Raw genomic sequence first — 14,813 nt, forward strand, 5'->3', positions numbered from 1 at the left:
CATGTAGGCCATGGACTCGGACATTTTCTTTTGCAGCTGTTCTGTGAGCTGTTCGCATTTCCGCTCCAATTCTACAATACGCTGCTCCTTGCGATCCGCATCTAATTTCGATTCTTGCTGAGCAGTTCTAACGAGGAGCACGAGATCCTCATTGTCCTTCTCCATGTTCTCCATAAACTGCTCCAGCGCGGTTTCCATGTTTTGCATCGATTGTGACGGTAGAGCTGTATCCTGCTTCTTACGAGGCATTACAAAGGCACCGACAATAACAACCGCTCCTAGTAATACGATATATTGCAAGTATGGCTGCATCGTTCATAGCCTGCCTTTCATAGGATGCCTTCATTTTATAACTTAATATCAAGCCTATGGCCTTTGTACGGATGTGTCGGAGCCGCCTCCTGTTCATCAACATCCGAGGATAACTGTGTACGCTTACGTTTTGCCTGCTGATAAGCGTTACCTTGCTGACCTTCTTGATCACTGCGAATATGAAGTCCGTTTGATTGCTCAATCGCTGTGTTTTTCCCTCTTAAAAGCTCTGTTTGTTTGGCGGACTGATTGGCCAACGTATTCTGATCAGCTACAGGTTTATGCATCGCTTGTCCATGCATGCCGCTGAATTCTTGCGTTCGTGGTACAGACATCTGCAAATCAATGGATTTGAACGTCATATCTGCTCACCCCTTTGCGCCATTCATCAATTTCAAGCGTTATTTGGTATAAGGAACTAAGACGATATCCCCTTCGGAATAACGGAAGGTCACCCGCTGTGCTGAATCCTTCACAAACTTTGTGTACCTGCCAATTACAATTTTTGTTCCGCCAAATACAATATTGCTGACATCGATCTTCGATCGATCTGTGTTCTCCAGCGTTTTCTCTATCTCAAGAATACGGCTTCTCGTCTCATCATTCTCAAGCACCGTCTGACGTTTTGTGGCGGTCAGCTTAACGCGCAATGCCAGCTTCTCAGGAGTTAATTTCCCTGTCACAGCTAATTGATCCAAAATAACAAGCGCTTTATCCGTTTTATCTAAATTATCCATGTTCTGCCTTAACCTCGTTCTTAGCTCGAGCAGCTCCGAACGATATTCAGGGTTTACGCCTACTTCAATGGTTGTGGCTGTGGACATCGAGTTGCCAATGGTTCGAGCGCTGACAAGGTCACCTGCTTGTACAAGTCCGCCTACGATCAATCCTTTTGCGCCTGAACACACAACATTTTTTCCGGCTTTTACATGCGAATGCATGATGCTTTGTGATACCAGCACCTCTTCGCCCGCGATAACATTGCCTTCTTGTATAAATGAGCTTCGCACGTTTCGTCCAGCTTTTACAAAACCTTTATTGCTTCCCAATATTCCGCCTGTAATTTCAACAGAGCCTTCTGATTCGATTTCTGCCCCTTCAACTCCGCCAATAACTCGGATATCGCCCGAAGCTTTAACCCTGAATCCGCTAAGAACATTGCCTCTGATGACTACTGTACCAACAAAATCAATATTGCCGACACTGTAATCCACATCGCCGTTTACTTCGTAAACAGGAAACACATTAATTTTTTCTTTTTCAGTAAGCGAAATCAAGCCGTCAATTGCCGAATACATAGCCGTCTGCTCGTTGTTCAAAACGACATTTTTGCCTACTTTAAATCTAACGTGCTTGCCGAGCCTAGGAGCAATTTCTTCTCCCGTTACCGTCCTGCCAACAGGACCTGCTGTAGGCTCGAATCGCTCAGCAATCAATTGTCCACGCTTGACATTTTTCAGCTGAACAACTTCTTTAAAGTCAACCTTCCCATCTTCGAGCTCCGTTGGGGCGTTCACATTTTTATCCATATCATAAACTAGCTTCACATATCCGTCTTTACCAGGTGTAGGAGACTGCCCTTGCGCAACAAGTGTTTGTTCTTTGAAATATGCGAGAGGATTAGTGCCAATCTGACTCAGAACTTCTTTACGAAGGCCAAAAACGATCCCCTTGCTATGCAAGAATCGTTCTAGCTCATCGCCGTTACATTCGAATTCGTCCGAAATCCTGCTAAAGGTTAAAAATGCAGACAAATTATCGGCAGATGTCTGTATGCGTAGGTATGATTCTAATTGAAGATTTTCCACGTAGCTCCCCCCTTTTAATGTTGCATGAGTTGATCTTTATGCTTAGCCAAAGCTCCTCGCAGCCTCAAAATCGCTTTAGAATGGAGCTGGGATATTCTCGACGGTGATAGTGACATTACTTCAGCAATTTCACTTAATGATAATTCCTCATAATAGAAGAGAGAAACGACTGTTCGTTCCTTTTCCGTAAGTTTTTCAATCCCTTTAACCAATGATTCTTTCAAATAAAACTCATGAACCTTATGATCCGGGTTTTTCGCTTTATCGTCCACTAGCAAAGACATTCTAGTCTCCGATTCCTCTTCACGAATCGGGTCTTCCAATGAGCAAACCGTTGTAACCGCAATATCTTGAAGCATATTAATGAATTCTTTCTCCGTTACATCAAGATAGCGGCTAATTTCTGCATCTGTCACAGAACGCAAGTATTGCTGCTCTAAGTGCTGATATGCCTCTTCTACTCGTTTAGCCTTCTCTCGCACAGAACGCGGGACCCAGTCACCTTGTCTTAAGCCATCTATTATAGCGCCGCGAATGCGCCATGATGCATACGTTTCAAACTGCAAGCCGCGGCCGTAATCAAATTTTTCAATTGCGTCAATAAGACCCATTACGCCATTGCTTGCAAGGTCATCTCTAATGACGTTTTTTGGGAGTCCAATGGCCATTCGATTCGTTACATAATCAACCAGCGGCAAATATTGTTCAATCAACGTCTTTTTCGCTTCCAAATCGCCTTGTTCTCTCCAGGCTTGCCACATCTGCAAGTTTGTCAAATGAGGGGTCTTCTGCTCAATCATCGACTCACTCTCCTGTCAGGTGACGAATGGCTTTAACCAATTCTTCAGGCTGTGTATTTTTTGAATTTAACAATTGCGGAGGATTTAACGGACGAAAATCGCTTGCATCATCTTTCTGAGTTTCGATTGGCTGCTTGCCGGCACCATCTTTAATCTGTGATTTCAACAATTGATTGATATCTTCTGACTCATCAGGTGTCTGTAAATCTAGCTGACTGCCTTTTCCTTCTTCATCTTCAATTTCCGAGCCTATTAGTGCTGGCGGTTGAAGGATGTATGCCAATATTGCCCGTACTCCATACGCAAGAACAAAAAAAGCGATGAAAGCATACATACTTCTAAGCAGCATAACAGTAATCGGATTGTTACCGATTGAGAAAGCTACCGTAAGCACGGTGCCGAAAATTCCAAATACGACATTCCATCGCCATGTTCCGAACATTTTAAATCTCCTTTGTTCCAAATTGCACACTTCTTATGGAAAGCATTCCGCTAGTACTGTCAAACTCTATCGTTCTACCAAAATTTCCGCCCGTATCTTGAGAGATAATCGGAATTTTGAATCTTCTAAGCATTTCTGTACAGGATTCAACATTGCGCGGGCCAATTCTTAGCGAATCACTGTGTCCAGACATAGCAAACATTTGAGCTCCACCAGCCATCTTAGCTTTCATGCGTTCAATGTATGCACCTGCTGCTATCATTCGATCAAGCAGCTCGGGTATGGCGGTATCTGCATATTTAGCTAGATTCATTTTGGTCTCACGGGCAATGTCTGAAGATGGCAGCATGACATGTGCCATACCGGCTATTTTTCGCGTTGGATCATACAAGGTAAGTCCAACACATGAACCTAAGCCGGTCGTTTTGAGTATCGCCCCATCCGTTGCAATATTTAAATCTGCCATGCCGACTTTGACCAAATTTTGTTGTATCATTCGCTAACGACTCCCAAAGCCCTAAAAATTTTCTCAAACGACTCTGGATCTGGAATGAGGAAAAAATGTCCTTCAAGCGACTGACAATCCTCCAAAAAGGTCGTTTCAATAAGTAGGGCCGAGTCCCCCATCTCTCCGTATTGCATTAAACCGTAGCTAAGCACGGCACCTGCCATATCTACTGCTATAGCGGGTACGGAGGGGGCCATTGCTAAATGAGTGAAATCAGCTAATGAAGATAAATAAGAGCCTGCTAAAATATTGCCAATCTCACAAAGAGCAGACAGCTCCATTTCTGAATATCCGTCCTGCTCTTCAATATTTAAGGAAAGCAGCTGACGCAACAATCGCCTTGCCGAATCTTCTTCAATGATAAAAAACATGTTGCCGGGAGCTTCTCCTTCCACTCGAAGAAAAACAGCAATGACGATTTTTTCCGAACCGCCAACACGCTCCGCCACTTCTTCAAATGGAAGCAAACTTACCTTCGGCACCGCCATATCAACTGGCTTATCTAACAAACGGGATAATGCAGTAGCAGCATTGCCTGCTCCAATATTGCCGACTTCTTTCAATACATCTAATTCAAATGCTTCAAAGCGGCTAAAAAGGTTCACAAGTTATACCTCAAGCTGCTCAAGTTGAATTATTTCATTCTTGTTGAGCACTTCGGACAAGTTCAGCATGATGAGAAGTCGACCTTCACCAAGCTTTGCAATGCCTCTTAAGTATTTAGCTTTAATGCCTCCAACAATTTCGGGCGGCAAATCAATCGTATCTGTATCAATGTCGATGACATCATTCGCCGAGTCTACGATGAATCCAACTTCGATGTCAGCCACTGAAACAACAATGATTCTTGAGTTTTCTGTAGTTGCCGTTTCCGTTAGATTGAATCTGCCTCTCAGGTCAATGACAGGAACGACCACACCCCGAAGGTTGATAACCCCTTTAATAAAAGTAGCTGTTTTCGGAACGCGTGTAATTGGAGACAATCTTTCAATCGTACGGACCTTGTCTACTTCAATTCCATACTCTTCRCTGCCTAGTGCAAACACGATAACCTTTAATTCTTCTCCCATCGTAAAAACCTCCCTATTTGATAAGTGCATTTGGATCGATAATCAATGCGACATAACCATCGCCAAGTATCGTTGCGCCGGAAATTGCTTTAATATTCGTTAAATATTTGCCCAGCGTTTTTAGCACGATTTCACTTTGACCAATAAATTCATCGACCATTACAGCTGCCCACTTCTCGCCTTTTCGAACGACTACAATTTCCGTTTCAAGCTCGTCATTCTCATTAAAATCAGGAGAGTCAAGCACTTTGCTTAGCGATACTAGAGGTATGATGGTATTTCTGAACTCTATCATTTTGTTGCCATGCACTTGAAGAATTTGTTCTTTGCGGATAATGCCTGTCTCAACGATCGAAGACAATGGGATAGCATACTTCTCCGACCCCAGCTTGATCAGCATTGCGGAAATAATGGATAGCGTAAGCGGCAATTGAACAGAAAATTTCGTTCCTCTACCAAATGCAGAATCTATCGTTACGTTTCCGCCTAGAGAAGTAATTTTTGAACGAACGACGTCTAGACCAACACCGCGTCCGGATATGTCCGAAATTTTATCTGCGGTACTGAAGCCTGCCGCAAAAATAAGCATATTAATTTCATCGGGCGTCAGCAGTTTTGCTTCGTCAGCCGTGACGACGCCATTTTTAATGGCTGTTTTTAGTACTCGTTCATGGTGTATGCCGCGGCCATCCTCTTCCACTTCAATGAAGACATGATTTCCGCTATGGAAAGCGCGCAAGAAAATCGTACCGGTTTCTGGCTTGCCTGCCGCAATTCTCTCTTCCACCGTTTCAATTCCATGATCAACCGAGTTGCGCAATAGATGAACGAGCGGATCTCCAATTTCGTCGATTACTGTACGGTCAAGTTCCGTATCGGCACCAGTAATAACAAGATCGATTTTTTTGTCTAGCGATTTTGCTAAATCTCTAATCATACGAGGGAAACGATTGAATACCGAATCCACAGGTACCATGCGAAGCTTAAGTACAATACTTTGAAGATCTGAGCTCACGCGCGCCATATGTTCCACAGTTTCAGTCAAATCACTGCATTTGATTTCACTAGATAGCTGTTCCAGCCTAACTCGGTCAATAAGCAATTCGCTAAACAAGTTCATGAGCGTATCGAGCCTCTCAATGTCTACACGAATCGTCTTCGACACATTAGCTGGTGTGCTGGCAGCAGGTGCCGATCGAGCTTGTCCTTTTGCTGCTTCAACAGATGTAACTGCTGTTTCGGTTTGCGGCGCAGCAATTTCAGCAACTTCGACAACCTCTACTGCCGCAGCTGCGTTAGATTGGCCGAGCACGGCTAAGGACTCTGCATCCAAAGAAGTGACAACAGCGGATTCAATTTCTGAAATATTAAGCAGCTGTGCTTGAAGATCTTCCTGCTGCAAGCGTGAAATCGTAAACACCGTAAAAGTGAAATTGAATTTTTCTTGTTCAATGTCTTGAACGGATGGATCTGATTTAATTACTTCACCATTGCGCTCTAGCAAATCAAATACCATATAAGCACGAACGGCTTTTAGCAAGCAATTATCGCGAATAGCGATTTGAATATGAAAAACATTATGTCCTGTTTCTATCGATTGAAGCAAAATCGAAGATTGAAACTCATCAAGCAGCATCGCCCCTGATGCGCTTGATTCTGCAGCACTTGGTGCATTAGCCGCTACGGTTGGAGCCTGAGTCGCTTTGCTTGCGCTATAATCACTTTTCAAGATGATTTGCAGCGATTCAACGATCGAGGTAACGTCCGCTTTCCCAGTACCGCCGTCCACAATATCCTGAACCATTGCTTCAAGCGCATCTAACCCTTTAAATAAAGTGTCAAAAATAAAGCTGTCCATTTTTAACTTGCTGTTGCGAACGAGGTCAAGCACATTTTCCATTTCATGCGTCAGCGCTGCTAAATCTTCAAAACCCATCGTAGCTGACATTCCTTTGAGCGTATGCGCTGAACGGAATATATTTTGAACGATACTAAGCTCCTCAGGCTCGCTTTCCAGACGAAGCAAATTTTCATTCAAGGATTGCAGGTGATCATTAGATTCATCGATAAACATCGATAAATAGGCATTCATATCCATTTCCTAGCACCTCCTGTTAGTATGGTGAAGCCATTCTAGCCTATCTATTTCAGCACTGCTTGCTTCAGTTGCGATGCAATATGCTGCAGTGGCAATACTTTACTCACACATCCAGCTTCAACAGCCGATCTCGGCATTCCATAAACGACACAGGTTTCTTCAGCTTCTGCTATGGTCGTTTCAATTCCACATTCGAATAACAGCTTCATTCCCTTCGCCCCATCACTGCCCATGCCTGTCATTATGACCACATGACGCTTCAGTTCGCGATATTCAGCCAAGGATTCAAACAATACATCTACAGAAGGACGATGTCCGTTACGCTGCGGCTGTTCAGTGAGCGCAATCGAATAGCTGGAAGCATCTTTGACAAGCTCCATATGATAGCCGCCAGGTGCGATATAGGCAACGCCAGCAACTACTTTTTCTCCCTGTTCTGCTTCTACGACATGAATCTCGCTAAAGCTGTCTAGCCGCTGTGCCAATGATTTGGTGAACTTGGGAGGCATATGCTGAACAATAAGCACCGGTGCTGGGAAATCAGCTGGCAAAGAAGTGATTACCTCATGCAAAGCTCTAGGACCGCCTGTCGAAGTTCCAATGGCTACGATATGTTTAAAGGTAGAAGCTGTCTGGACTGTCTTTGCTTTTTTTGTTGAAGGTGGCTCAGAGAAATGAGACTTAGGTTCAGCCTGCGGTGCCTTTTCGACTGATTTGCGAGGTGCAATCTTAGATTTGGCATCGTTAGGCTTTGCTTCATCTTGCATATTGCTTGTAAGCTTATTATGTAAAGGGGGAACCGAGCGCTGTTGCCCTTGTTTATCTTCCGCTTTCTTGAACGGCAATTTGTTCCGATCTTTAGCAGGAGTAGACAAGGCTTCAAACGGCAGCTCCTCATGGTGTAAAATGTTGTTCGAAACTACTTCTTTTTTCGCTTTTGGCAAGCTGCTATCATCTGCTTTTGTTTCTTGTTTCTCGCTAATCGTAATCACAGGCTGATAACGCTTCGTTAATACTGCGATACGCAATTTCTCAAGCAGAACCTCTCCAACTTGGCGAATATCATTAGAGATCGTTGCTGATGGTTTTCTAATGAAGTCGAATGCACCAAATTGCAGTGCTTTAATCGTTTCTCTTGTATTGTCTTCACTTATACCCGAGAGCATAATTACAGGAGTTGGATGATCCTTCATAATAATCTGCAATGCGTCAATTCCGTTCATTAACGGCATTTCAAGATCTAAGGTAACGACATCCGGTTTCCATTCACGCACCGCTTCAATGGCTTCATGACCGTTTTTAGCTGTGGCTACGATCTTGAACTGTGAATCTTGAATGATTAAATCACTAATGATCTTTCGCATAAATGCAGAATCATCTACAACTAGTACGCGATAAGGAACCATTCCATTTCCTCCTCACTTCCAAAGGATTATCTTGAGAGTCTGAACATTTTATGCAGAAATCCTTTGACACCGCCGTTAATTGCAGTATTCTGTGGTATTTCAAGAAATTGCTTTGCGATCCGGTCAATAGCAACGGATGCTTCGCTTCCAGGATAGGCTACAGTAAAGGGCACTTGACGCTTCACAGCTTTTGACACATTTGGGTCATCCGGCAAAATACCAAGATGAGGCAAATCGGATTGAAGAAACCTGTGTGCAACCATGCTAATTTTATCAGCGGTTTGTTTTCCTTCACGGAAATCAGCGGCTCGATTGACAATTAGTTTGAAGTGAACATCCACCTCCATCGCTTTAACCATCTTAATTAAGGCGTAAGCATCTGTAATTGAAGTAGGTTCGGGCGTTGTCACAACGATTGTTTCTTGCGCTGCAGTTATAAATTTAACCGTTTCCTTCGATAGGCCTGCGCCAGTATCAAACAAGATCACATCATACCTGCCATGCAGCTTGCTAATCTCATCAGCGAAACGGTCAAGCTGCTCTGTAGACAAATCCATCAAATCTCTAAAACCAGATCCACCTGCAATAAAGTTCAGCCCTTCCGGACCTTCCTGCACGATTTCCCAAATTGTTTTCTCCTGCTTGAGCAGATGATACAAATTGTACGTGGACGAAACGCCCATAAGCACATCAATGTTGGCCATTCCGATATCTGCATCAAAAACGAGTACTTTTTTACCCAATCGTTGGAGCGCTAATGCAAAATTCAAGCTGAAATTCGACTTTCCAACTCCGCCCTTACCGCTCGTTACCGTCACTACACGAGTCGTGCGGCCTTCATCTTGAAGCTCCTGCTGCTTGACTAAATTACGTAATGCTTCAGCTTGATCCATCATAAACTATTGCTCCCGAGCAGCTGCTTAACGTACGAATCCACTTGAAACTTCTCGATATCGTCTGGAACGGTCTGCCCACTCGCCATATAGGTAGGAAGCAATTCAAAATTCATAATTAGATTGAATATTGCTCCGTAAACCGATGTTTCATCAAGCTTTGTAAACAACACTTTTCGAACGCCGTATTTGCAAAAATGATTGGCTACTGCCGACATATCCTTCGTCTTGCCAGTCATGCTCAGCACAAGCACCGTTTCGTTAGCCTCGGTTGTTTGGAGCAAGCTGTTGACCTCTGATACATGAAGCTCGCTGCGAAAGTTTCTTCCAGCTGTATCCATATAAATGAGCTCTCGCTCTTCAAGCTGCTTGAAAGCACGGGGCAAATCCATCTGCGAGAAAACGACCTCTAGCGGCACGTTCAAGATATTGGCATAGGTCCTAAGCTGATCCACGGCTGCAATTCGGTAGGTGTCCGAAGTAATGAACCCTACTTTCCTGCCCTGCTTGATTGTTTGTTCAGCTGCAAGCTTCGCAATAGTCGTCGTCTTGCCAACTCCGGTTGGACCAACAAAATGAACCACTCTTACTTGGCTGCTAATACTGCTGCCACTGTAGGGCTGCAGCCACTCTTGCAGCAGCTCTGCCGCATGCTCCCATATTTGTTCCTTTGAAAAAACGATTTTTTCTTCGGATTCTTTGTCAGAAATAGCTTGTATCAAACGCTCGATCCACTGCAATTCCATTTCTTGTTCTATCAAGTGTTCTCTCAGTGCAATCAAGTGCTCTGACATAGAAATTAGATTGTTTTGCTGTTTCGAGAGTTTTAACATGTATTCTCTTAAATCTCGAATCTCATCGATGATGAATTGCTCTCGTTCTATTTTGTCCTTCTGAGGCTCTGCAATCGGTACTGAAGAAACTGCTTGAACACTTGGAGGCTCCATTACAGCCGTTGCTGTTCGCTGCGCCGTTTGCAAAATTTGCTCAACGACTGCATCCACTTGAGGATCCGGGTTTCGCTGAAGTTTTGCCTGGGGATTCGATTGATTCGATTCGATAGCGGCGATAACCTCCATCTTTTTCTTACGAAACATCCCCATAAAGCCGCCTACTTTAATTTCCTTCGTATTCAATATAACTGCATCTTTCCCAAGCTCGCTTCGAATCAGAGAGACCGCTTCTGGCAATGCACTGACGACATATCGTTTTACTCTCATAGATTCACCACCCCGACACTCTGAACTTCAATATTTGGTTCAAGCTCACTGTAAGAAAGAACGGGTACATCCTGCATCGTTCTCTCCACAATTTGTCTCAAATACATCCGAATGGTAGGTGATGCGAGTACAACAGGCTGTTGGCCAGCTTGAATCTGACGATTTACATGCTCATTGAGCTTCTGGTAAATCTGTTGAGTGGAAACGGGATCTAGTGCAATATAGCTGCCTTGATCCGATTGCTGCACAGATTCAGCAATTTTTTTCTCAAGCTGCGGTCCTACTGTTATCACTCGTAACGTATCGCTACCAGATGAAAACTGCTGTGTAATTTGTCTTGATAGCGACTGACGTACATACTCTGTCAATATATCAGGGTCTTTCGTGTAGTTTCCATGATCCGCTAATGCTTCAAAGATGGTAACTAGATCTCGTATAGACACCTTTTCTCTTAGAAGCTTCGACAACACTTTTTGTACGTCGCCAATAGTAAGAATAGACGGTATAAGTTCATCAATAAGTGCAGGATAGGACTCTTTTACATTTTCTACAAGCTGCTTCGTTTCTTGACGTCCAATCAGCTCATGTGCATGTCGTTTAATAATCTCAGTTAAATGCGTAGCAACGACTGAAGGCGGGTCAACGACTGTATAGCCGGAAAGTTCGGCACGTTCCTTCATTTGCTCATCAATCCAAATCGCAGGCAATCCGAAGGCTGGCTCTGTTGTTTCAATACCAACGACCGAATCGTCCTCAAATCCAGGGCTCATGGCCAAATAATGATTAAGCAGCAAATCGCCGCGAGCGACGGTGTTGCCTTTAATTTTGATGACATACTCATTTGGCTTCAGTTGAATGTTATCCCTGATCCGGATGACTGGCACGACAAGCCCAAGCTCCAGCGCACATTGCCTGCGTATCATGATGATTCGATCAAGCAAATCTCCTCCCTGCTGCGTATCCGCAAGCGGGATAAGACCATAACCAAACTCAAATTCAATCGGATCGACCTGCAAGAGGCTAATTACACTCTCTGGACTGCGAACCTCTTCAATTTGCTGTTCTTCGACAAGCATTTCCTCTTGCTCTTGTTGCTTATGTATAGCTTTCTGCATATACCAGCCGCCAAAGGCCAGCATAATAGCGAATGGCCAGGTCCTTAATGGACCGATAGGTGTAAGGCCTAGCAAAGCGATTGTTCCAGCTGCAATAAATAGCAGCTTCGGGTATTTGAATAGCTGAGCGGTTACATCCTCTGCCAAATTCCCCTCTGATGCTGCTCTAGTTACGATAAGGCCAGCAGCTGTGGAAATAAGCAATGCAGGTATTTGACTTACGAGACCATCACCAATTGTCAGGATCGAGAACGTCGAAAGCGACTCGCCAAAGCTCAAGCCATGAATCGCCATACCAATGATAAATCCGCCAACTAAGTTGATGACTAGAATGATAATGGAAGCAATCGCATCACCCTTTACAAACTTGCTGGCACCATCCATTGCCCCGTAAAAGTCCGCTTCACGTTCGATTTTGGAACGACGTGCTTTCGCTTGATGTTCATTAATCAAACCAGCATTCAAATCTGCATCAATACTCATTTGTTTACCCGGCATCGCGTCGAGCGTGAATCGTGCTGCAACTTCCGCTACCCGTTCAGAACCTTTCGTAATAACGATGAACTGCACGACTACGAGAATGAGGAAGACGATAAATCCAATTGCAATTTCTCCTCCGCCAACCCAGCTGCCAAACGTAGCAACGACTTCCCCTGCTTCCGCATGTGACAAAATATTTCTAGTAGTAGAAACGTTCAGCGCAAGTCGGAATAAGGTAGTGATTAGTAGAATTGCCGGAAATATAGAGAAATCAAGAGCTTCCTTTGTATTCATTGCAATAAGTAATATCATCAATGCTATCGAAATGTTTAAAATGATGAGTATATCGAGTAGTAGGACTGGGATCGGGATTATCATCATGAGTACAATTCCAATTACGCCAAATAGTATTACAAAGTCCTTTGCTTTCATGACGCCTCCACCTCCCGTAGTGTTATGATTTCAATCGGCCTTTCATCTTATATACATATGCGAGCACCTCAGCCACAGCTTGGAACAGATCTGGAGGTATGACATCCCCAATCTCCGCTCGTTCATAAAGCGCTCTGGCTAGCGGTTTATTTTCCATTGTCACAACACCGTTTTCTTTCGCTATTTCTCTAATGCGAAGCGCTACATGATCCATGCCTTTGGCGATGATTCTTGGCGCTTCCATTTTGGTTGCATCATATTTCAAAGCGATAGCGAAGTGTGTAGGGTTGGTAATGATGACATCCGCTTTAGGAACCTCTTGCATCATACGCTGCATGGCCATTTTGCGTTGACGCTCACGAATGCGGCTCTTAATGATCGGGTCACCTTCAGATTTTTTGTATTCATCCTTAATATCCTGCTTAGACATTCTCAAACTTTTGTTATGCTCATAACGCTGATAGAAAAAATCTGCTAATGCGAGTACGGCGAGCACCACACCAATTTCTATACCTAGTTTTATCGTTAAACCAGCGGTAAAACTAAATATTTGTTGGATTGGCAAGCTAGCAAGCACTAATATACGGTTCCATTCTTTGGATATGGTCATATATACGAGCACCGCTACAATAAGCAGTTTTAAAACACTTTTCAAAAATTCGACTACTGTTTTAGCTGAAAAAATTTGCTTAAAGCCGTTGATCGGGTTCAATTTGCTTAATTTCATTTTTAGAGGATCACCGGTTAGCAAAAAACCGTACTGTACAACGTTGCCGAGGACACCGACAAGAACGGTTACCGCAAAGATTGGCAGTAAGATTAGCAGCATTTCAATTGCCACATCATTGAAGAGCGACATAATGTTGCCTGTCGTAACATCCATCAACAGCCAGTCTTCAAACAGATTGCCGAAGAGCATCATGATATGTGTCTTGAAATAATTGCCCATCATAATGAAGCTCATAAAAACAAAAATTAATATTAATGAACCCGGTAAATCAGCCGATCTCGCAATTTGACCCTTTTTTCTTGCTTCATCCTTTTTCTTCGGAGTTGCTTCCTCAGTCTTCTCTTGGCTGAAAAGCTGCAAATCAAGCTTTAGACGGTAATTTCGCATGGGAAGCTTCCTCCTATTTCACGTCAGGCGGCGGTCCTTGCACGATACCGAATAACTGCTCCAAAGCATCAAACATGATGGAAAACAATCTTTCGAATATGCCAGCAAGACTTGGCATTAACAACACTAGCAAAATCATGCCTATAATTAGCTTTAGAGGTATCCCGATTACAAAAACATTGAACTGAGGAGCGGTTTTGGTTAAGAAGCCTAATCCAACATCCGTCAGAAACATCGCTACTACTAAAGGCGCTGACACTTGGATGGCTAGCAAAAACGTGTTTGCGAATGTTCTTGTTAAAAAATCAGTAATGCTGCCGCTCATTATTCGGCTAAATAAATCATTGGACAAAGGCATCCATTCGTAACTGTCCATAAGGCCTGTTAATAAAAAATGATGACCGTTCATCATTAAGAAAACAACTAAGATCATCATGTATTTAAAATTGCCGAGCAATGGGGCTGACGTACCTGTATGGGGATCTACGATATTTGCCATTGCAAAACCAACCTGCAAATCCATTAAAGCTCCCGCGGTCTGAACGACCGTGAAGAACAAGTAGACTACATACCCAAGCAGTACGCCGACCAATATTTCTCGAACCAGAACCAAAATATATTCAGCGTCCGGAACCATCGTCTGCTTCACGCCGTACGTTAAGAAAACGATAAATGAGATAAAAAATCCGAGCCCAATTTTGAAAACATTCGGCACGCCTCGCGACGAAAAAACAGGCGCTACGACGAAAAACGCAGTTATTCGACAAAAGATTAACAAAAAAATAGGGAAACCCTGTACGATCGCGTTCATACACTCACAACCTAACCGATGTAATTATGAAGATTGTTCAGCAGATTGTAAGTGAAGTCGATAACCGTATTTAGAATCCATGGGCCAAAAATGATGATGGACACGAAAACCGCTACAATTTTCGGAACAAATGCCAGCGTCTGCTCCTGAATCTGTGTTGTTGCTTGAAATATGCTGACTAGTAACCCTACGACCAAAGCAAGAACGAGCATTGGTGCACTGGCTTTCAAAACAACGAATACGGCCTGGCTGGCCAACCCGATTATGAAATCAGTACTCATCAAACGTCCCTCCCTGCTAG

15 protein-coding genes and 1 pseudogene are annotated in these 14,813 nt (G+C 43.6%); all 16 read right to left on the bottom strand.

Going from position 1 to position 14,813, the window contains the following annotated elements; translation table 11 throughout:
• Positions 1-312: pseudogene (locus AB4Z17_RS22840) on the bottom strand (hypothetical protein); the annotation flags it as partial.
• 35 nt (positions 313-347) lie between these two features.
• Positions 348-674: a hypothetical protein gene (locus AB4Z17_RS22845; protein WP_076269172.1), complete on the bottom strand. Its 327-nt coding sequence runs from the start codon at positions 672-674 to the stop codon at positions 348-350.
• 39 nt (positions 675-713) lie between these two features.
• Complete coding sequence (locus tag AB4Z17_RS22850) at positions 714-2,120, bottom strand: DUF342 domain-containing protein (RefSeq protein WP_076269171.1); 1,407 nt, start codon at positions 2,118-2,120, stop codon at positions 714-716.
• A gap of 14 nt (positions 2,121-2,134) precedes the next feature.
• Entirely contained in the window at positions 2,135-2,920 is a 786-nt protein-coding gene (locus AB4Z17_RS22855) for a FliA/WhiG family RNA polymerase sigma factor (protein ID WP_339208940.1), read from the bottom strand.
• A 4-nt stretch (positions 2,921-2,924) separates the two neighbouring features.
• Positions 2,925-3,362 (bottom strand): hypothetical protein, encoded by a 438-nt coding sequence (locus tag AB4Z17_RS22860; protein WP_441962249.1) that lies wholly within the window; start codon positions 3,360-3,362, stop codon positions 2,925-2,927.
• A 1-nt stretch (position 3,363) separates the two neighbouring features.
• Positions 3,364-3,858: a chemotaxis protein CheD gene (locus tag AB4Z17_RS22865; protein ID WP_076269169.1), complete on the bottom strand. Its 495-nt coding sequence runs from the start codon at positions 3,856-3,858 to the stop codon at positions 3,364-3,366.
• Positions 3,855-4,475 (bottom strand): chemotaxis protein CheC, encoded by a 621-nt coding sequence (locus AB4Z17_RS22870; protein WP_076269168.1) that lies wholly within the window; start codon positions 4,473-4,475, stop codon positions 3,855-3,857. Before AB4Z17_RS22870 ends, AB4Z17_RS22865 begins: the two co-directional genes overlap by 4 nt.
• Positions 4,476-4,478: 3 nt before the next feature.
• Positions 4,479-4,940 (bottom strand): chemotaxis protein CheW, encoded by a 462-nt coding sequence (locus AB4Z17_RS22875; RefSeq protein ID WP_076269167.1) that lies wholly within the window; start codon positions 4,938-4,940, stop codon positions 4,479-4,481.
• A 13-nt stretch (positions 4,941-4,953) separates the two neighbouring features.
• A complete protein-coding gene (locus tag AB4Z17_RS22880) occupies positions 4,954-7,038 on the bottom strand; it encodes a chemotaxis protein CheW (protein WP_441962250.1) in 2,085 nt (694 codons plus the stop codon).
• Positions 7,039-7,082: 44 nt separating this feature from the next.
• Complete coding sequence (locus tag AB4Z17_RS22885) at positions 7,083-8,444, bottom strand: protein-glutamate methylesterase/protein-glutamine glutaminase (protein ID WP_441962252.1); 1,362 nt, start codon at positions 8,442-8,444, stop codon at positions 7,083-7,085.
• A gap of 26 nt (positions 8,445-8,470) precedes the next feature.
• Positions 8,471-9,340 carry a MinD/ParA family protein gene (locus AB4Z17_RS22890; protein ID WP_339208931.1) on the bottom strand — a complete coding sequence of 290 codons (870 nt, stop codon included), beginning with the start codon at positions 9,338-9,340 and terminating at the stop codon, positions 8,471-8,473.
• The gene (gene flhF, locus AB4Z17_RS22895) at positions 9,337-10,557 is read right to left on the bottom strand and encodes a flagellar biosynthesis protein FlhF (RefSeq protein ID WP_441962254.1); all 1,221 of its coding nucleotides are present in this window, start codon (positions 10,555-10,557) and stop codon (positions 9,337-9,339) included. Before flhF ends, AB4Z17_RS22890 begins: the two co-directional genes overlap by 4 nt.
• The gene (gene flhA / locus AB4Z17_RS22900) at positions 10,554-12,584 is read right to left on the bottom strand and encodes a flagellar biosynthesis protein FlhA (protein ID WP_076269162.1); all 2,031 of its coding nucleotides are present in this window, start codon (positions 12,582-12,584) and stop codon (positions 10,554-10,556) included. Before flhA ends, flhF begins: the two co-directional genes overlap by 4 nt.
• A 22-nt stretch (positions 12,585-12,606) precedes the next feature.
• A complete protein-coding gene (flhB, locus tag AB4Z17_RS22905; RefSeq protein ID WP_441962256.1) occupies positions 12,607-13,701 on the bottom strand; it encodes a flagellar biosynthesis protein FlhB in 1,095 nt (364 codons plus the stop codon).
• A gap of 13 nt (positions 13,702-13,714) precedes the next feature.
• Positions 13,715-14,512 (bottom strand): flagellar biosynthetic protein FliR, encoded by a 798-nt coding sequence (fliR, locus tag AB4Z17_RS22910; RefSeq protein ID WP_076269160.1) that lies wholly within the window; start codon positions 14,510-14,512, stop codon positions 13,715-13,717.
• Positions 14,513-14,523: 11 nt separating this feature from the next.
• Positions 14,524-14,793 carry a flagellar biosynthesis protein FliQ gene (gene fliQ / locus AB4Z17_RS22915; RefSeq protein WP_054028974.1) on the bottom strand — a complete coding sequence of 90 codons (270 nt, stop codon included), beginning with the start codon at positions 14,791-14,793 and terminating at the stop codon, positions 14,524-14,526.
• Between the last annotated feature and the right edge of the window lie 20 nt (positions 14,794-14,813).

Origin of the sequence: Paenibacillus sp. TAF43_2, from assembly GCF_052113545.1 — a bacterium.
Classification (GTDB): Bacteria; Bacillota; Bacilli; order Paenibacillales; family Paenibacillaceae; genus Pristimantibacillus.